The sequence below is a fragment of the Prevotella rectalis genome, assembly GCF_900607215.1.
In the GTDB taxonomy this organism is placed as follows: Bacteria; Bacteroidota; Bacteroidia; order Bacteroidales; family Bacteroidaceae; genus Prevotella; species Prevotella brunnea.
The window spans coordinates 850,952-870,411 of sequence record NZ_LR027822.1; the positions used below are offsets into that span (position 1 = coordinate 850,952).

The 19,460-nt window shown below is 51.0% G+C and carries 18 protein-coding genes and 1 pseudogene; 16 read left to right on the top strand and 3 right to left on the bottom strand.

Going from position 1 to position 19,460, the window contains the following annotated elements; all coding sequences use genetic code 11:
- The first annotated feature begins 8 nt into the window (after positions 1-8).
- Positions 9-3,262: pseudogene (locus E0E16_RS11865) on the top strand (P-loop NTPase fold protein).
- 131 nt (positions 3,263-3,393) lie between these two features.
- Here the strand turns inward: E0E16_RS11865 and mobC are convergent.
- From mobC to mobA, 3 genes are read right to left on the bottom strand one after another with little or no spacing between them, the layout of a single operon-like run.
- Positions 3,394-5,412, bottom strand: a complete 2,019-nt coding sequence (mobC, locus tag E0E16_RS11870) for a conjugal transfer protein MobC (protein ID WP_004291482.1) — start codon at positions 5,410-5,412, stop codon at positions 3,394-3,396.
- A 30-nt stretch (positions 5,413-5,442) separates the two neighbouring features.
- Complete coding sequence (mobB, locus tag E0E16_RS11875; protein WP_004291483.1) at positions 5,443-6,690, bottom strand: conjugal transfer protein MobB; 1,248 nt, start codon at positions 6,688-6,690, stop codon at positions 5,443-5,445.
- The gene (gene mobA, locus E0E16_RS11880; protein WP_004291488.1) at positions 6,669-7,097 is read right to left on the bottom strand and encodes a conjugal transfer protein MobA; all 429 of its coding nucleotides are present in this window, start codon (positions 7,095-7,097) and stop codon (positions 6,669-6,671) included. The genes mobB and mobA overlap by 22 nt, the downstream gene beginning before the upstream one ends.
- Before the next feature lie 421 nt (positions 7,098-7,518).
- Here mobA and E0E16_RS11895 point away from each other — a divergent pair, with 421 nt between their 5' ends.
- From E0E16_RS11895 to E0E16_RS11965, 15 genes are all read left to right on the top strand, one after another.
- Positions 7,519-8,568 carry a ParA family protein gene (locus tag E0E16_RS11895; RefSeq protein ID WP_004291492.1) on the top strand — a complete coding sequence of 350 codons (1,050 nt, stop codon included), beginning with the start codon at positions 7,519-7,521 and terminating at the stop codon, positions 8,566-8,568.
- A 2-nt stretch (positions 8,569-8,570) separates the two neighbouring features.
- Positions 8,571-9,011 (top strand): DUF3408 domain-containing protein, encoded by a 441-nt coding sequence (locus E0E16_RS11900; protein WP_004291503.1) that lies wholly within the window; start codon positions 8,571-8,573, stop codon positions 9,009-9,011.
- A gap of 2 nt (positions 9,012-9,013) precedes the next feature.
- Complete coding sequence (locus E0E16_RS11905) at positions 9,014-9,367, top strand: DUF3408 domain-containing protein (protein WP_004291505.1); 354 nt, start codon at positions 9,014-9,016, stop codon at positions 9,365-9,367.
- 16 nt (positions 9,368-9,383) lie between these two features.
- Entirely contained in the window at positions 9,384-10,112 is a 729-nt protein-coding gene (locus E0E16_RS11910; protein WP_004304280.1) for a hypothetical protein, read from the top strand.
- Between the two features lie 201 nt (positions 10,113-10,313).
- Complete coding sequence (locus E0E16_RS11915; RefSeq protein ID WP_002560983.1) at positions 10,314-10,631, top strand: DUF4134 domain-containing protein; 318 nt, start codon at positions 10,314-10,316, stop codon at positions 10,629-10,631.
- A 10-nt stretch (positions 10,632-10,641) separates the two neighbouring features.
- A complete protein-coding gene (locus E0E16_RS11920; protein WP_004291514.1) occupies positions 10,642-10,974 on the top strand; it encodes a DUF4133 domain-containing protein in 333 nt (110 codons plus the stop codon).
- Positions 10,971-13,475 carry a TraG family conjugative transposon ATPase gene (locus E0E16_RS11925; RefSeq protein WP_004291515.1) on the top strand — a complete coding sequence of 835 codons (2,505 nt, stop codon included), beginning with the start codon at positions 10,971-10,973 and terminating at the stop codon, positions 13,473-13,475. Before E0E16_RS11920 ends, E0E16_RS11925 begins: the two co-directional genes overlap by 4 nt.
- Before the next feature lie 40 nt (positions 13,476-13,515).
- Positions 13,516-13,896 (top strand): DUF3876 domain-containing protein, encoded by a 381-nt coding sequence (locus E0E16_RS11930; protein WP_004291516.1) that lies wholly within the window; start codon positions 13,516-13,518, stop codon positions 13,894-13,896.
- Positions 13,897-13,919: 23 nt separating this feature from the next.
- Entirely contained in the window at positions 13,920-14,549 is a 630-nt protein-coding gene (locus tag E0E16_RS11935; protein WP_004304283.1) for a DUF4141 domain-containing protein, read from the top strand.
- A 3-nt stretch (positions 14,550-14,552) separates the two neighbouring features.
- The gene (gene traJ, locus E0E16_RS11940; protein WP_004291518.1) at positions 14,553-15,557 is read left to right on the top strand and encodes a conjugative transposon protein TraJ; all 1,005 of its coding nucleotides are present in this window, start codon (positions 14,553-14,555) and stop codon (positions 15,555-15,557) included.
- Between the two features lie 31 nt (positions 15,558-15,588).
- Positions 15,589-16,212: a conjugative transposon protein TraK gene (gene traK, locus E0E16_RS11945; RefSeq protein ID WP_004291519.1), complete on the top strand. Its 624-nt coding sequence runs from the start codon at positions 15,589-15,591 to the stop codon at positions 16,210-16,212.
- Positions 16,213-16,239: 27 nt separating this feature from the next.
- Positions 16,240-16,527: a TraL conjugative transposon family protein gene (locus tag E0E16_RS11950; RefSeq protein WP_018697145.1), complete on the top strand. Its 288-nt coding sequence runs from the start codon at positions 16,240-16,242 to the stop codon at positions 16,525-16,527.
- The gene (traM, locus tag E0E16_RS11955; RefSeq protein ID WP_130830441.1) at positions 16,508-17,860 is read left to right on the top strand and encodes a conjugative transposon protein TraM; all 1,353 of its coding nucleotides are present in this window, start codon (positions 16,508-16,510) and stop codon (positions 17,858-17,860) included. Before E0E16_RS11950 ends, traM begins: the two co-directional genes overlap by 20 nt.
- A gap of 34 nt (positions 17,861-17,894) precedes the next feature.
- Positions 17,895-18,881: a conjugative transposon protein TraN gene (traN, locus tag E0E16_RS11960; RefSeq protein WP_004291522.1), complete on the top strand. Its 987-nt coding sequence runs from the start codon at positions 17,895-17,897 to the stop codon at positions 18,879-18,881.
- A gap of 2 nt (positions 18,882-18,883) precedes the next feature.
- A complete protein-coding gene (locus E0E16_RS11965; RefSeq protein ID WP_004291523.1) occupies positions 18,884-19,459 on the top strand; it encodes a conjugal transfer protein TraO in 576 nt (191 codons plus the stop codon).
- Position 19,460 lies beyond the last annotated feature (1 nt).

Genomic DNA, 19,460 nt, shown 5'->3' on the forward strand with positions numbered 1-19,460 from the left:
TTACGTATATGGAAACAAAACTACAATCCAAACAGCAATATCCGCGGTTTATCCAAAATAAACCGTGTGGTATTGACAAATTCGATGGAGGTTCGCAAGAAAGGTTGGCAAAAACTATTGCTCGCCATTTTTGTCAGAATGATTCATTGGATGAGGAATGTACTTTACCTCGAATTATCGGCATCGAAGGTATTTGGGGATCTGGAAAATCCAACGTGGTTAAAATGTTGGAACGTGAATTATCAGACGACTATTACTTTTTTGAGTATGACGCATGGGGACATCAAGAGGACTTGCAACGCCGCTCTATATTGGAATTGCTTACAAGCAAACTTATTGATGATGGTATCCTATCTGGAAATGCAACAATAAAAGTCAAAGGTGGAGGTACGAAAACCGTATCATGGTCTGAAAAGCTGAAATATTTATTAGCCCGTAAAACGGAGACCGTAACCGAAAAATATCCCCTTATCAGTAATGGTATGGTTGCGGCATTTTTGGTTGCAGTTTTAACTCCGATATTTACATTTATTGCGTATGCAGTAAAACCTACACCCACAACATGGTGGTTTTCTTTATTGTCTATTATCATAGCTGCACTGCCAGTTCTTATTGCATTGTGCGTTTGGAAATGGGCATATAGCAAAGATCATAAATATGGATGGAGTTATATGTTAGCTATTTATCAAGATAAAGTCGAAAAGGACGTTTGCTATGAGACTTTGAGCGAAGACGAACCAACGGTTTACGAGTTCAAAACATGGATGCAAGACATTTCTGATTTTATCAAGGAAAAAGGACAACGTAAATTAGTCCTTGTTTTTGACAACATGGATCGTCTCCCCGCTGAAAAAGTAAAAGAATTATGGTCTTCTATCCATACGTTCTTCGCCGATAGCGGTTTTGAAAATGTTTGGGCTGTTATTCCTTTCGATGAAACACATTTAGCTTGTGCATTCGGAGATGAGACCGACGAACAAACGAAACAACTGACCAAGTATTTTATCAATAAAACTTTCCCTATTGTTTATCGTGTTGCTCCTCCTGTTATTACCGACTATCGAAGTATATTCAACAAACTGTTTGTTGAAGCATTTGGAGAAACAGAAAATGAAGCGAAAGAAACTATAAATCGGATATTCAGATTGGTAAATCCTAATGCCAATGTTAGGGAAATTATATCATATATCAATGAGATGGTCGCTCTTAAACAAGAGTGGTGTAACGAAATTTTGATGATAAACATAGCATTGTTCTGTTTGAAGAAGACGGATATTCTGGCAAATCCAGTAGAACAAATATTGTCCGGCGACTATCTGAATGGCATTCAAACAATAATTAACAATGATCTGCAAACACAACGCGAAATTGCAGCTTTGGTATATGGTGTCGATGTTGAAGATGCTCGACAAATTCCATTGAAAAATATATTGAAGGCTGCATCAACGGAGAAGAAGACCACGACATAAATCAATATGCAGAGACTAATAAACAATTTGACACTGTATTAGAAGAAGTTATACAATGTATGGACAATGCGCTTATCGATAAGATTATACATTGTTTGCATAAATTAACTCGAAAGAGCGATGTTATTCTGCGTGTATGGCAAAGAATAGCACAATTGAAATTAAAAGAATCCATAGAGAAGCAGGTGTTCCCTGTCGAATACCAAGAACTGCTGTTGCATTTAGACACGGAAAGCCAAAACCATGTGATTGCTCAATTATATAAGAAGATAGTTCGGTTCAATGACTTCAATGGCGGCGACTATTTCAAAACGTTAGATGCAATAGACAGGTTTATTGCGCAAAATAAGTTGGCGTGCGATTTTACGTCATTGATTGAAGCAAAAACAGTCAAGCCAAATACATTTATCGATTATATTCAAGCTGCAAATGCAACAGATGCTGCCTATCGGGATAACGCGACAACTAAAGCATATAAATATTATCAAGTAGCAACAAATTCGGAGGCGCTCGATAATTATTTGGCAAACTTACTACCCGATAATTTCGACCATGCAGATATTGTAAAAACGTTAAAAGATAATTCTACCTATACGTTTCCAACGCTTTTGCAAGCGATCACGAATTGCATTGATGAACAGAATGTAAATAAAGATAATATAGGGGCTATATTTACAACCTATCGTTTATTGGCATCTGACGAAGAAAGACCTTTACCTGTAACGTTAGATTCAACCTACATAAATCAGTTGCATTCTGAATTAGAAACTGATGGCCGAAACATTAAAGAGTCTGGATATTACGATTTAGTCGCCATGCAATTGGCACATGGTCATTCCGTTTCCTTAATAGAGGGTGGAGATATAAAATATGTTGCAGAACTCATGGACTATTATGTGGATCATGGAGACTTATTAGTAAATAGTGTGGGATGGAATATACCGCTATTAAATGAAACACTACAATACATGGTAAATCATAAACTTGGCTATAAATTATTGCTCTCAGACATATTGCCCCAATTTGAAGATATTAAGAACAGAATAGGTGTAACGGATGAGGTATTTATCGAGCATTTAGCAGAGTGGAATACCGATTTGGATAAGTATATCACTAAGAACAATATTAAAGATGTAATTCCTGACGCATCTTTTTACGATTTGACCACTAAAATAAGCAATGTCCTGACCGATCATATCAATAAAATAGCGTTCGAAGCGTTGTCTGAAATAAGTGTTGATACATTATACGCCCAAAGAACAGCACATACATCATATTATTGGTTTGTCGCAATAAAACATTTACTGGCTAAAATCAAATCCTTGCCAGATAACTTGACTGAATTTGGCAAAAAGATTCTGATGGATATTGCTTCTGGAACTCAAAGTTTGAATCCTTTCCCTAATTGTTTCAAGAATATAGTTGAAAGATTGGATAAACGAAAAATTAAATCGACAGTTACCGATATAAGAAATGATTTCTGCATCGGTAAAAAGACTATCAATGCAATAAAGTTTCAATTTTTCGAAACATGGCTTAGATCGCATGGTAATTTGAAAAGTCAAGCTGGAGACGTTATTGATAAAATAGTGAAACCTGTAATTTCCGATGGGGCATGCCGTTCATTGATTCTGCAAAACAAAGATTTTTATATGGATTTAATAAATACAGCAGGGGATGATGCTTATGAATTGAAAAAGAGTCTCCGAAACCTCATACAAAAAGATTCAGATCCGCAATTGGTTAAATTTGTCAATTCGATAGATTCAGTACCTGAGGTTGAAACCGCGTAAGTATTTGTCTAACAAGTCCGAATTTTACGATTTTACCCGTCAGAACTGAAGTGCCCCCCAAAAAAATTGTATCCAACTTTTGGGGGTCACTTCAAACTTCGATAGGGATAATTTTCAATTTTGGGGACTTGTTAGACAGTCTCATTATCTGGTAGCAGTTTACACAGCACCGGATCGTTTTTGATACGCTCCAGTTCCTCCTGCACAATCTGCTTCACCTCTTCCTTGATGCGCCGGTAGTTCGCCTGCACCGTTTCCTTCATGCGGTCGTTGCCGTCCTCGTCCGTGAAGTTTGTAATGACGGGAATTTTCTTGTAGGCACTTTCTTCCCGTTTCACCTTTTCGGCATCCACCACAATCTCGCAATGAAAAATCTTCTGCTCGATACGCTCGTTGAAGTTGTCGGATACAGAACCGACAAACATTCCCTGCGTAAGCCCGGAAATCTTACTCGGTGGAATGAGCGCGTCCATCTGCGTGTTGATGGAGGTGGAAACATCCTGCCGGTTGATGGAGATGGACTGCCGTTTCTGCAACACCTTACCGAACCGCTCGGAGAGCGTCTTGGCTGTTTCCCCCACCACCTGACCGGAGAAAATATTGCCGACAGTGTTCATCACCACTTTCGCCTCTTTGTCCCCGTAGTCACGCACTAACTGGCTGAAATCCTGAAAGCCCAGACACACGGCAACCTTGTTGCTTCGGGCGGTAGCTATAAGATTGTCCAACCCTTTGAAGTATATTGTGGGCAACTCGTCGATGATGACCGATGACTTCAGCATCCCCTTCTTGTTGATGAGCTTCACGATACGGGAATTATACAGACCGAGTGCCGCACCGTAGATATTCTGACGGTCGGGATTGTTACCCACGCAGAGGATTTTCGGCTCTTCGGGATTGTTGATGTCCAGCGTAAACTCGCTGTCTGACATCACCCAGTAGAGCTGCGGTGAAATCATCCTCGAAAGCGGGATTTTTGCCGACGCTATCTGACCCATGAGCTGCTCCGCAGCCCCTCCAAGCCACGCATCCATGAACGGCGAAAGGTAGTTCTCCAGCTCCGGATAAGAGGTCAGTATCGGAAATATATCCTCGTAACGGCGGTTCAGAAACTCGATAGCATGGGGAAACGTGCAAAACTTCCCGTTCTGATAGATTTTGAGATACCAGATAATACTGGCAAACAGAATGATAGGTGACTCCACGAAGAAGTCGCCCTGCTTTTGCACCCACGTTTTATTGAGGTTGAGCATTATTGTGTAGGCACTCTCATAGGCATCCGTAATATCTTCCATAAAATCCGGGTGAATGGGATTGCACCGATGAGAGCGTCGCGGGTCGTCGAAGTTGATCACATAGAACTTCGGCTTTACCTTGTAGCCGTCCGGGTGGTTCAGCAAATGGTTGTAGGCAATAGTAGATAGGTCGGGATACTTGAAATCGTAGATGTATTGACTAAAGCCCTTTTCAATCTGTTGCTTGATAAAATTGTTTACCACGGCATAGGACTTGCCGCTGCCCGGCGTACCCAACACGATGGACGCACGGAAGGGATTAACTACATTGATCCAACCGTTGTTCCAGCGTTTCCTGTAATAGAAACGTGTCGGCAGATTGACCGAATACTCGCTTTCGATAAGCCTCGTTTCCTGCATGAAACTCTCGTTCTCGTTGTTGAAAACATCCTCCATCAAATTGTGTTTCAACAGGCGGCTCATCCACAGACCACCCATCAACAGGCAGACATAGCCCGTTCCAATGGTAAGGACATACAGTCCCGTCACCGCTTCAAGCGGCAGCGGCAGGGGCAGCAACCACCAGTTCAGGAAAAACAGCACGAACCCGACGGCAAATGCTGTCCAGATTCTCCCCCAAGTGATTTTCTCACCCTTGACACCCTTCGTACCCAGACAGGACAAGGCAAGCAAAAGGACGGAAAACAGCTTCGTGTAGAGAATGGAATGGAACAGCCCCGCCGTGCGGTCGAAGTTCAGAAGGATTTTGTCCACCACGCCGATGTTCACGCCCCACAGCCGGATGGCTTCGTAGCAGAACCAGTACACGTTCATGACCACTAAAATGATACTCACGGCACGCAGAAAATCCATGATTTTCGCCAATGCCCTCAAATCGTCTTCTTGTTGTGACATACATTGATTTTTTAATTGTTGATACTCTGATTACATACCCAAGCCCTTGCGTTTTTTCTTCTTTTTGCGCTTCATCGCCCGGATGAAAGCCTCTTCCTCGGCATCTACCGCCGGACCTTCGGGAGTGAGCAAGCCCATACCGCCCGATATATCTTCACTGTCGTAGGCGGTCTGCCCGTGTGCCTTGTCCGCAGCATCCACAGGGATGGATAGCGGTATCGGCGGTTGTCCGGCGTATGGCAGGGTGAAGTGTTCCTGCAAGGCATTCGCCGAAAGCTCCTTACCCATGCGCGAACCGTTCAGCACGCATCCCGTGCGGTGGTCGATGAAGGTAGCCCCATAGATGCGCCCTTCCTCTGTGTAGCGCAGTACGGTGTCGATGCCCTTCTCTTTGAGTTGGGATACAAATTTGTCCTTGTCATAAGTGCCTTGCAGCACGGAAAGGACGGTGCGTTTCGTCATGTCTGCCAGTTTCCTATCCTTGATTTCCGATTTGGAACGGACAAACTTCTTCTGTACGGCTTCATAGCCTGCGGACTTCCCGAAAAGCGAGGATTTGAACGGGTTGCCCACCTTGTTACCCTTGTCGTCCGTGACGGAATAGACCAGCCCGTGATACTCCCGTCCGCGCACGTTGCCCCTCGCTTCCTCCACCGTCATATTATATAAGGAAAGGAGCGCACGGTATTCGCCCATCGTCTGGAAACGGTACTGCCCATTCAGAGCCTTCACGGTGTTGCCTACCTGCTTCTTCACATCACCTGCCGATGCGGCCACCTTGCGCAACGGATTATCCAATCTCTGATTTTTACGTTCTGCCGGATGCAATCCGTACTTCTGTTCCAGTTCCCTGCGGATACGGTCGCTGCGGCGGTAGAGAAAATCCCGGTTGAGCCTTTTCCCGTTCTCGTCCACGTTGACCGTCACGATGTGCAGGTGGTGGCGGTCGATGTCCTCGTGCTTGAATACAAGATAAGGCTGGTTTCCGAAACCGAGTTTTTCCAGATACTCGCGGGCGATATTCTGCAACTCAATATCGGTCAGCACATCCTCCGGGTGCGGGTTGAGAGAGATATGCACCACCGGCTTCTCGATCTTCATCTGCGGTGGCAGGAAGGTGAGAAAACCCTCCATCGCCTTGCCTATGTCCACCGTTCCCGAACCGTCATTGTAGATGCGGTTGGTGGTGAGAAGCCGCCCCTGCGCCTCGTTAATCTTCTCCCCGTTGTAGGCAATCGCGCCGTACAACGAACTTCCTACACTGATTTTTGCGACCATTTTGCCTCCATTTCCCTTGAAAGTTCCACAATCCGGCGGCTCAGTTTCACGAGTTCGACGGTGTGTTGCTCTAATTTGTAGAGCAACGCCATCGCCTTTTTCTCTGAAAAATGCAGCCTCAGTTCCTTCACGACTTGGTTGTAATTCGTACCCACGGCACGGAATTGTGCATGAAAATCCGACAGTTTGGTGTAATAGTCCACCAACGTCTTGTCCACCTTCAGCACCTTGAACGGTTGCCCGAAGAAGTGCGCTTTGAGGAAAACAGACCGTGCATAGACACCCGATTTTCCGAACATGGCGAGGAAACGGTTGTGTTCCTCCTCGTTGAAACGGACGGTGTACCGGTACACCGCCGGATCAAGTTTGGGATTTCTCCCTGATTTGCTTTTCCTTTTCTCTTTCATATTACTTTGGATTTAGCGGATTGACGGCATAAGCCGCCGCTTCGGATTACAGCACCGCAGTTCTGAAAGGCTTCCCGACTTCGGAGGGAAAGCCCGCCCCCTGCAAGGGCAAGTGCTTTTCGTGGCTGCTCAAAATATTTTGAGCGGCTGAAAAGACATCTTGCTATGTTCAGGTGAACATAAAAATCCGTCAGGGGACGGATTGGGAAAATACCTTTCAGGACTCCGGGCCGCGCGTCATCGGCGAACCCTGCTGTCCGGGTGCAAAGTTACGCCCTTAAAGCGGTATCGGACAGATGCTTGACCCGGTCAATGACTGCCAACCGGCGCAACGTGCCGCCACTTGCCGGAGAAGTGATACAGGTTCCAAAATATACTTGTTTATTTGCAGCATGATTCAAGAAACGAACGATTTGAAGATATGATAAACGGAACATTCAAATACCCGGAAATCCGCTTCTTCGGATACTTGCCGAAACGGATACCCGAACCGTCGGAAACCCGGTTCTCCGACAATTCGGTGACGTATGGATTCAATGACTTCATGACGCAATGTCGTCAATCACCATTTGTCCGACGCACCGCTTCACCACAGAACCGGATACGCGACGACCCGCCTGCGTGTGTAGTCACGGAAGCGGATGGTGCGACAGCCAAATCCGTATGGAAACAGAAAAACAAATCATCAACAATTAAAATAAATGGAACTATGAGTAAGGAAATCTTCGTTGCATTCGCAACACAGAAAGGTGGCATCGGCAAATCCACTGTCACGGCACTTGCCGCCAGCTACCTGCACAACGTGAAAGGCTACAATGTCGCCGTCGTGGACTGCGACGACCCGCAGCACAGCATCCACGGGCTGCGCGAACACGAAATGGGGCTTATCGACAGCAGCACCTACTTCAAGGCTCTCGCTTGCGACCATTTCCGCCGGATCAAAAAGAACGCCTACACCATCGTCAAAAGCAATGCGGTGAACGCCCTCGACGATGCCGAGAGGATGATTGCCACTGAGGACGTGAAACCCGACGTGGTGTTCTTCGACATGCCCGGCACACTCCGAAGCAACGGCGTGATAAAGACGCTCTCGCAGATGGACTACATTTTCACTCCGCTGAGTGCCGACCGCTTTGTCGTGGAGAGTACCCTGAAATTCGTCACGATGTTCCGCGACAGGCTGATGACTACCGGACAGGCGAAAACAAAGGGGCTGCATCTGTTCTGGACGATGGTGGACGGCAGGGAGAGGAACGACTTGTACGGCATCTACGAGGAAGTGATAGCCGAAATGGGCTTTCCGGTACTTTCCACCCGCTTGCCCGACAGCAAGAAGTTCCGCCGTGACCTTTCGGAAGAGCGCAAGAGCGTTTTCCGCTCCACCATCTTCCCGATGGACACGGCACTGCTGAAAGGGAGTGGCATCCGGGAGTTTTCCGAAGAGATAAGCGACATCATCAGACCGCAGTGAGCATGGGCAGCAGGAAAGTGAACACGGAAGGCATCGACGAGGAACTGCTGTTAGCCTCCATCGGGCGGCGCACACAGGACGGGACACTGCGCCCCGCACAGGAAGTACCCGCAGCTGCACCGACCGAAGAGGACACCGCCGCACCGGAACCATCTCCTGTGCAACCCGTAACACGGGAAAAAGCGCAGAGGGAAAGTGGACGCCGGAAAAGGCAGGACGAGGACTACAACGAGCTATTCCTGCGCCGCAACGAGATAAAGACCCGCCAATGTGTCTATATCAGCCGTGACGTCCACGGCAAGATCCTCAGAATCGTGAACGACATCGCCGGAGGGGAAATCTCAGTAGGCGGATATGTGGATACCGTGCTGCGCCAGCATCTGGAACAGCACAAGGAGAGAATCAACGAACTGTACAAGAAACAACGTGAAGATCTGATTTGAAAATGGAAAAAGAAATGACACCGAATGAAAAAAGACCACAGCAAGACTGCGGAGGTATGTTTACCCAAGTGCAGGCGAGTGTGGAAATACTGTCGCCTGTCCCGGTAAGCGGCAAATGCAGTGAGAAGGACTATGAACGCCTGTTCATCCGCGACCCGGAAGTAAAGGCACGTGAGGGGAAGATGGCGTATGTGCGCCCGGAGTACCACGAGCGTATCATGCGTATCACCCGTGTAATCGGGCATGACCGGCTTACGCTGTCCGCTTACATCGACCATGTGCTGACGCACCACTTCAACCAGTGCGAAGATGCGATAAAGAGCCTTTATGCCCGAAATTACAATTCAGTATTCTAACCAAAAACGGAAGGATATGAATTACACAATCAGCATGACAGACATTCTGCTGGCGGTATCGGTCGGCTGCAACCTCTGGTTCCTGTTCCTGCTCCTTTACGAGCGCATCATGGACACGCGGATTGTCCGCTTCTTCAAGGGCATTGTCGGATTATGGCGGTCACTGGACGGGAATGAGGCTAAACGCATAGCGGCACACGAGGAAGTCCCTGCGGAAAAGGCGGACATCATCGGCAAGAGCCGTTTCAGGATGGCATCCACCCGGACAACCGCTGCCATACCGACGCAAGAAGCCGCCACTATTGAAAAAGGCATTGAGCTGTCGGAGGAAGAGGCTACTTTTGACGACGGAAAAACGGGAAACGCATCCCGCCCGGCACAAGTCCCGGAGGAAAAACTCGATGAGACCTTCACGAGCATACCGCCGGAGGAACTGGGATACGGGGACGACGAACCGGAAGAGGACGCCTCGGACACGCCACGGGCTTCGGGCAGCAGCTTTGACGAGATTGACGACGCCTGCAAGACCGCCAAAAACCCGGACGCGACACAGGCGGAACGTGAAAAGGCGGCTAAGGTGTTCACCGACATGGAGGGCACGGAGTTGTACGAGAAAATGATGGAAGGCTCTTCGGAGATAGGCATCCGCATCAAGGGGCTTATCGAGATTCGGCTGAAGAAATCTGAAAAGGAGTTCGTCGTGCCGGACAACATCGAGGAGTTCGACATTCGCAACTATGTATGACAACAATAAAAGAAATGAACATGAAAGAATGACATCAACCCACGCGGCGAGGAAACGCAAGGCGCATCCCCATCCGCAACGGACACGCCCACGTCCGTGGAAACAAACGGGCATCCACTAAAACCAAAGTAAAGAAACAAAGTATCAACCGCCCGACAAAGGACCATCCACCCTTTTGACGGCAAAAAACAAGAACAGTTTATGAACAAGAACATCTTGAAAAACAGAAAAGCAATCCTCTCCGCGGCACTTGTCATCGCCGCAACCGCCTCCGCTTTCGCGCAGGGAAACGGCATCGCGGGCATCAACGAAGCCACCTCTATGGTGAGTTCTTATTTCGACCCCGGAACTAAACTGATATACGCCATCGGTGCAGTCGTCGGGCTTATCGGGGGCGTAAAAGTGTACGGCAAGTTTTCATCGGGCGACCCCGACACCAGCAAGACAGCCGCCTCGTGGTTCGGCGCGTGCATCTTCCTGATTGTTGCCGCCACCATCCTGCGCTCATTCTTCCTTTAATAAATAATGTATGGCTGAATACCCAATCAACAAGGGTATCGGCCGTCCGGTAGAGTTCAAGGGCTTGAAGGCACAGTACCTCTTCATCTTCTGCGGAGGTCTGCTGGCTCTCTTCGTCCTGTTCGTCATCCTCTACATGGTCGGTATCGACCAGTGGATATGTATCGGCTTCGGCGCGGCATCGTCCTCCCTCCTTGTATGGCAGACCTTCGCGCTGAACGCCCGGTACGGTGAACACGGGCTGATGAAATTAGGAGCGGCACGGAGCCATCCCCGATACCTTATCAACCGGCGGCGGATAACCCGTCTGTTCAAACGACAACGAAAGGAAGAAAGACAATGAGGAATACATCGAAAATGACAACACTGGAAAACAGGTTCCCACTTTTAGCGGTGGAGCATGGCTGCATCATCTCAAAGGACGCCGACATCACGGTGGCTTTCGAGGTGGAACTACCGGAACTTTACACCGTGACGGGTGCGGAGTACGAGGCGATACACAGTTGCTGGTGCAAGGCTATCAAGGTGCTGCCGGACTACTCCGTCGTCCACAAACAGGACTGGTTCATCAAGGAACGCTACAAACCGGAGCTTCAGAAGGACGACATGAGCTTTTTAAGCCGCTCTTTCGAGCGTCACTTCAACGAGCGTCCGTACCTGAAACACACCTGCTACCTCTACCTGACCAAGACAACAAAGGAGCGTAACCGGATGCAGAGCAATTTCAGCACGCTGTGCCGGGGACATATCATCCCGAAGGAGCTGGACAGGGAAACCACGACCAAGTTCTTGGAAGCCTGCGAACAGTTCGAGCGCATCATGAACGACAGCGGGCTTGTCAGGCTGCGCCGCCTCTCCACCGATGAGATTGTGGGTACTGAGGGAAAGACGGGACTTATTGAACGCTACTTCTCGCTCATGCCGGAAGGTGACACCACCTTGCAGGACATCGAGCTTTCGGCAAGGGAGATGCGCATCGGCGACAACCGCCTGTGTCTGCACACCCTCTCCGACGCGGAAGACCTGCCGGGCAAGGTGGCTACCGACACCCGTTACGAGAAGCTCTCCACCGACCGGAGTGACTGCCGACTGTCATTCGCCTCCCCGGTGGGGCTTCTGCTCTCCTGCAACCATATCTACAACCAGTATGTGCTGATAGACAACAGTGAGGAAACCTTGCAGAAGTTCGAGAAGTCCGCCCGTAACATGCAGTCGCTATCTCGCTATTCAAGGAGCAACAGCATCAACCGCGAGTGGATAGACCAATACCTGAACGAAGCCCATTCCTACGGACTGACCTCGGTACGGGCACACTTCAACGTCATGGCGTGGAGCGACGATGCGGAGGAACTGAAGCATATCAAGAACGACGTGGGCAGCCAGTTGGCAAGCATGGAATGCGTGCCGCGCCACAACACCATCGACTGCCCGACACTCTACTGGGCGGCGATACCCGGCAATGCGGCGGACTTCCCGGCGGAAGAGAGTTTCCACACCTTCATCGAACAGGCGGTGTGCCTGTTCACAGAGGAAACCAACTACCGCAGCTCGCTCTCGCCCTTCGGCATCAAGATGGTGGACAGGCTCACGGGAAAACCGCTGCACCTTGACATCTCCGACCTGCCCATGAAGCGAGGTATCACGACCAACCGCAACAAGTTCGTGCTGGGTCCTTCGGGCAGCGGCAAGTCTTTCTTCATGAACCACCTCGTGCGCCAATATTATGAGCAAGGCGCACATGTGGTATTGGTGGACACGGGAAACTCCTATCAGGGCTTGTGCGGCATGATCCGACGCAAGACAGGCGGAGCGGACGGTGTGTATTTCACCTACACGGAAGATAAGCCCATCAGCTTCAACCCGTTCTACACCGACGATTACATCTTCGACGTGGAGAAGAAGGACAGCATCAAGACCCTGTTGCTGACGCTCTGGAAGTCGGAGGACGACAAGGTGACAAAGACGGAGAGCGGCGAGCTGGGCAGTGCCGTGAGTGCCTATATTGAGCGCATCCAATCCGACCGTAGCATCGTGCCGTCGTTCAACACCTTCTACGAGTATATGCGTGACGACTACCGCAAGGAACTGGCACAGCGTGACATCAAGGTGGAGAAGTCCGACTTCAACATCGACAACATGCTCACCACCATGCGGCAGTATTACCGGGGCGGGCGTTACGATTTCCTGCTCAACTCCACGGAGAACATCGACCTGCTCGGCAAGCGGTTCATCGTCTTCGAGATAGATTCGATTAAAGAAAACCGCGAACTGTTCCCCGTCGTGACCATCATCATCATGGAAGCCTTCATCAACAAGATGCGGCGGCTGAAAGGCGTGCGGAAACAGCTTATCGTGGAAGAGGCTTGGAAGGCCCTCTCATCGGCGAACATGGCTGAATATCTGCGCTATATGTATAAGACGGTCAGAAAATATTACGGCGAGGCAATCGTGGTGACGCAGGAGGTGGACGACATTATCAGTTCTCCGGTGGTCAAAGAGAGCATTATCAACAACTCGGATTGTAAAATCCTGCTTGACCAAAGGAAATATATGAACAAGTTCGACCAGATACAGGCGTTGCTCGGACTGACGGAAAAGGAGAAGTCGCAGATACTCTCCATCAACATGGCGAACAACCCTTCACGGCTCTACAAGGAGGTGTGGATAGGCTTGGGCGGCACGCAGTCGGCGGTCTATGCCACGGAGGTCAGCGCGGAAGAGTATCTGGCGTACACCACCGAGGAAACGGAAAAAGTGGAGGTTTACCGTCTGGCGGAGAAGCTGGGCGACGACATCGAAGCCGCCATCCGGCAGCTTGCCGAAAGGCGGAGAAACAAGGAATAACTAAAAAACAGAATGTATCAACCAAAAAAGAAAAACGCGTATGAATTTACCAAAAGTGAAAATGCTGCAAGTCAGCAAGTGCCTTATCGGATTGGCGGTCATGATGCTGCAATCCTGCGACGTGGCCGACAACCGCCGCGACATGCTGTGCGGGAACTGGGAGAGCGTGGAGGGAAAACCTGACGTGCTTATCTACAAGGAGGGCGAAGCCTACAAAGTGACGGTGTTCCGTCGTAGCGGTCTGCGCCGCAAGCTCAAGCCGGAAACCTATCTCTTGCAGGAGGAGAACGGCAACCTGTTCATGAACACCGGCTTCCGCATCGACGTGTCCTACAACGAGGCCACGGATGTGCTGACTTTCTCGCCAAACGGGGACTATGTGCGGGTGAAGCCGCAGCCGGGACATCCGACCGAAGAATAACAACCACTAAAATCCAAAGTAACATGAGAACAAGAATAACAATGATTATCTGCCTGTGCCTGCTTTTCGCGGGCAGGGCAAGCGCACAGTGGGTCGTAAGCGATCCGGGCAATCTAGCGCAGGGCATCATCAATGCCTCCAAAAACATCATCCATACCTCCAAGACCGCCACGAACATGGTGAGCAACTTTCAGGAGACGGTGAAAATCTATCAGCAGGGCAAGAAGTATTACGATGCCCTCAAATCGGTGAACAATCTGGTCAAGGACGCCCGCAAGGTGCAGCAGACCATCCTGATGGTGGGCGACATCACAGACATCTATGTGAACAGTTTCCAACGGATGCTCCGTGACGGGAATTTCAGACCCGAAGAGCTTTCCGCAATCGCTTTCGGCTACACGAAACTGCTGGAGGAAAGCAACGAAGTGTTGACGGAACTCAGGAACGTGGTGAACATCACCACGCTCTCCATGACCGACAAGGAGCGCATGGACGTGGTGGAACGCTGCCACTCGAAGATGAAGCGTTACCGCAACCTCGTGAGCTACTACACGAACAAGAACATCTCCGTGAGTTACCTGCGTGCGAAAAAGAAGAACGACCTCGACCGCATCATGGGGCTGTACGGGAACATGAACGAAAGATACTGGTAGCCTATGAAGTTCGACAACCTTCATCAGATTTTACGTTCACTTTATGAGCAGATGATGCCGCTGTGTGGGGACATGGCTGGTGTGGCGAAAGGCATCGCCGGGCTGGGTGCGCTGTTCTACGTCGCCTACCGGGTATGGCAGTCGCTGGCGAGAGCTGAACCGATAGACGTATTCCCGATGCTCCGTCCTTTTGCCATCGGTCTGTGCATCATGTTCTTCCCGACTGTGGTGCTGGGCACGATAAACAGCATCCTCTCACCCGTCGTACAGGGCACGGCAAAGATGCTGGAGGCGGAAACGCTGGACATGAACCGATACCGGGAGCAGAAGGACAAACTGGAATACGAGGCGATGGTACGCAACCCCGAAACCGCCTACCTCGTGTCCAACGAGGAATTTGACAAGCAACTGGAGGAACTCGGCTGGTCGCCCTCCGACATGGTGACGATGGCGGGAATGTATATCGACCGGGGAATGTACAACATGAAGAAGAGCATCCGCGACTTCTTCCGCGAGATACTCGAACTGCTGTTCCAAGCCGCCGCCCTCGTGATAGACACCGTCCGCACCTTCTTTCTCGTGGTGCTGGCGATTCTCGGTCCGATAGCCTTCGCCCTGTCGGTATGGGACGGTTTCCAAAACACGCTCACGCAGTGGATATGCCGCTATATACAGGTCTATCTGTGGCTACCGGTATCGGACATGTTCAGCACCATACTGGCGAAGATACAGGTTCTGATGCTGCAAAACGACATCGAGCGGATGCAGGCAGACCCGAACTTCTCGCTGGATTCGAGCGACGGGGTGTATATCGTATTCCTCTGCATCGGCATCATCGGCTACTTTACCATTCCCACCGTTGCGGGCTGGATTATCCAAGCCGGAGGCATGGGCGGTTACGGTCGCAACGTGAACCAGATGGCGGGACGAGCCGGAAGCATGGCGGGCAGCGTGGCGGGTGCAGCCGCAGGAAACGCAGTCGGACGTGTCGGCAAATTGCTGAAATAATCAATGTGCAATCATAAATTGGAAAATATAAATGGAATTCAAATCACTTAGAAACATCGAATCGTCGTTCAGGCAGATACGCCTGTTCGGTATCGTCTTCCTCTCGCTGTGCGCCGTGGTGACGGTGTGGAGCGTGTGGAACTCCTACCGTTTCGCAGAGAAGCAACGGGAGAAAATCTATGTGCTGGACAACGGCAAGAGCCTGATGCTCGCCTTGTCTCAGGATTTGTCGCAGAACCGCCCGGCGGAGGCACGGGAACATGTGCGCCGTTTCCACGAGATGTTCTTCACGCTATCACCTGAAAAAAGCGCGATTGAACACAACGTGAAACGTGCCTTGCTGCTGGCGGACAAGAGCGTGTACCACTATTATTCGGACTTCGCGGAGAAGGGGTACTACAACCGCATCATCGCCGGGAACATCAACCAAGTGCTGAAGGTGGACAGCGTGGTGTGCGACTTCAACGCCTATCCCTACCGTGCCGTGACCTACGCCACACAGAAAATCATCCGGCAGAGCAACGTCACCGAGCGCAGCCTCGTGACCACCTGCCGCCTGCTGAACGCATCGCGGTCGGATGACAACCCGAACGGTTTTACCATCGAGGGTTTCACCATCATTGAGAACAAGGATTTACAGACTATCAAACGGTAACAGGACATGAAAAGTATCAGAAAATCAATGTGGGGCATGTATTGGAAACTCCACGACAAACGGAAACGCTTGGCGGCAAGTCTCAAAGGGTATCTGGACGGCTTGCCGCCGGAAACACGCCGCCGCATCGTGCTGGGGATGTTCGCCGCCTTCGCGGTGCTTGCCCTTTACACCTTCGGCAGAGCCGTCTATGACATCGGCAGGAACGACGGCTCACATATGGAAACGGGACACGCCGGACGGGTGGAACTGCCGACCCCGGCGGAAACAGGCAATCACTTAACACCTTATTTATATGGAACAGACAAAGAATGAACCGACGAAAGAGAACAAAGCTGCTCCCGAAACGGGGAAACCGAAAAAGGAGCGCGAACCGCTGACAGAGGCGCAACGGCTGAAACGGCAGAAGATGATCGTGCTGCCCGCTATGGTGTTGGTGTTCATCGGGGCGATGTGGCTGATATTCGCCCCGTCCTCCGGCAAGGAGCAACCGCCGGGAACGGACGGATACAACACCGAGATGCCCGACGCTGACAAGGCGAACCGGCAGATTATCGGCGACAAGCTGAAAGCCTACGAGCATGGGGAGATGGAAGAGCGTCAGGAGAGCCGCAACCGTGCCATCGGGCAGCTGGGCGACATGTTCGACCGCGAGATAGCGGGAACGGAGAACGGAGTGGACTTCGACCTCGCCAATCCGGGCGGCAAGGAAGAAAGGGCAAAGCCAGCCACGCCGCAGACCATCCAGTCCTCCGCAGCCGCCTACCGTGACCTGAACGCCACGCTCGGAAACTTCTACGACCAGCCGAAAAACGACAATGCGGAGATGGACGAATTGTTGGAGCGCATCGCATCGCTGGAGTCGGAACTGGAAAGCGAGAGGGGCAAGGTTTCCTCTATGGACGAGCAGGTGGCTCTTATGGAGAAGTCCTACGAGCTGGCGGCAAAGTACATGGGCGGTCAGAACGGAGGACAGCCATCGGCGGAACAGAGGGCAGAGCCAACTACCGTGCAGAAAGGGAAGAAGAACAAGGCAATGCCTATCAGACAGGTGGAGCATCAAGTAGTTTCTTCACTCTCACAGCCTATGAGTAACGCGGAGTTTGTCGCCGCCTTATCGCAGGAACGCAACCGGGGTTTCAACACGGCTGTCGGCACGGCGGAGGTATTGGACAGGAACACCATACCGGCGTGCGTGCATGGGGCGCAGAGCGTGACGGACGGGCAGACGGTAAGGCTGCGCCTGCTGGAGCCTATGGCGGTGGCAGGCAGGACAATACCCCGGGGTGCGGTGGTGGTCGGCACGGGCAAGATACAGGGTGAGCGGCTCGACATCGAGATTACCTCGCTGGAATACGACGGCACGATTATCCCCGTGGAGCTTGCGGTCTATGACACGGACGGACAGCCCGGCATCTTCATCCCGAACTCGATGGAGATGAACGCCGTCCGGGAGGTCGCCGCCAACATGGGCGGCTCGCTGGGAAGCAGCATCAACATCTCCACCAATGCCGGGGCGCAGCTCGCCTCCGACTTGGGCAAGGGGCTGATACAAGGCACGAGCCAGTACATCGCCAAAAAGATGCGAACCGTCAAGGTGCATCTGAAAGCCGGGTACAGGGTCATGCTTTACCAAGAAAAATATTGAAAACAATAAAAATTACCACTAAAATCCAAAAGTAATGAGAAAAGTAATCATCATGTTTGCCCTCGCTATGGGCATCATAACTGCCAACGCGCAGGAGAATGTAACCGTTGAAACGACCAACGGAAGTGAACAACCGACCTTGACGAAGGAGGTCTATCCGCAGAAGGAGGCGGACGGCGACCTATATCACGGGCTGTCACGCAAGCTGACCTTCGACCGCATGATACCGCCGCACGGTCTGGAAGTGACCTACGACAAGACCGTCCACGTCATTTTTCCGGCGGAGGTGCGCTATGTCGATTTAGGCTCGCCCGACCTGATTGCCGGGAAAGCCGACGGAGCGGAGAACATCATCCGTGTGAAGGCTACCGTAAGGAATTTTCCCAACGAAACGAATATGTCCGTCATCACGGAGGACGGCAGTTTCTACACCTTCAACGTGAAGTACGCCGCCGAACCGCTGTTGCTCAACGTGGAGATGTGCGACTTCATCCATGACGGCAGCACGGTGAACCGCCCGAACAACGCGCAGGAAATCTATCTGAAAGAGCTGGGCAGCGAAAGCCCGATGCTGGTGCGCCTTATCATGAAGTCCATCCACAAACAGAACAAGCGCGAGGTGAAGCATATCGGCTGCAAGCGTTTCGGCATCCAATACCTGTTGAAAGGCATCTACACGCACAACGGCTTGCTTTATTTCCACACGGAGATAAAGAACCAGAGCAACGTGCCTTTCGATGTGGACTACATCACTTGGAAAATCGTGGACAAGAAGGTTGCGAAGCGTACTGCCGTGCAGGAGCAGATTATTCTGCCGCTCCGCGCGCAGAACTACGCCACCCTCGTGCCGGGCAAAAAGAGCGAGCGCACGGTCTTCACGATGGCGAAGTTCACCATCCCCGATGACAAGTGCCTCGTGGTGGAATTGAACGAGAAGAACGGCGGCCGTCACCAGTCCTTCGTGATTGAGAACGAGGATTTGGTACGCGCGGGTACCATCAACGAACTTCAAGTACGCTGACCATGAGAAAGTACATCGCAATAATCATCGCGTCGCTTGCCCTTTTTACAGGGCAGGCGCACGCCCAGCGGTGTCTGCCGAAGATGCAGGGCATCGAGGTGAGGGCGGACATGGCGGACGGCTTCAATCTCGGCGGCAAGGACGGCGGGTACAGCTTCGGGGCGGCTCTCTCCACCTACACGAAGAAGGGGAACAAGTGGGTGTTCGGTGGCGAATACCTGTTGAAGAACAATCCCTACAAGGACACCAAGATACCCGTGGCGCAGTTCACGGCGGAGGGCGGCTATTACTTCAAGATACTGTCGGACGCCCGAAAGATTGTTTTCGTCTATGCCGGGGCTTCGGCTCTCGCCGGATATGAGGCGGTAAATTGGGGGAAGAAGGTGCTGCATGACGGCTCCACGCTGCACGACCGGGACGCCTTCATCTACGGCGGTGCGCTGACGCTCGATGTGGAGTGTTACGTGGCAGACCGTATCGCCCTGCTTGCCAACCTGCGGGAGCGTTGCCTTTGGGGTGGCGACACACGGAAGTTCCACACGCAGTTCGGGGTCGGTATCAAGTTCATCATCAACTGAC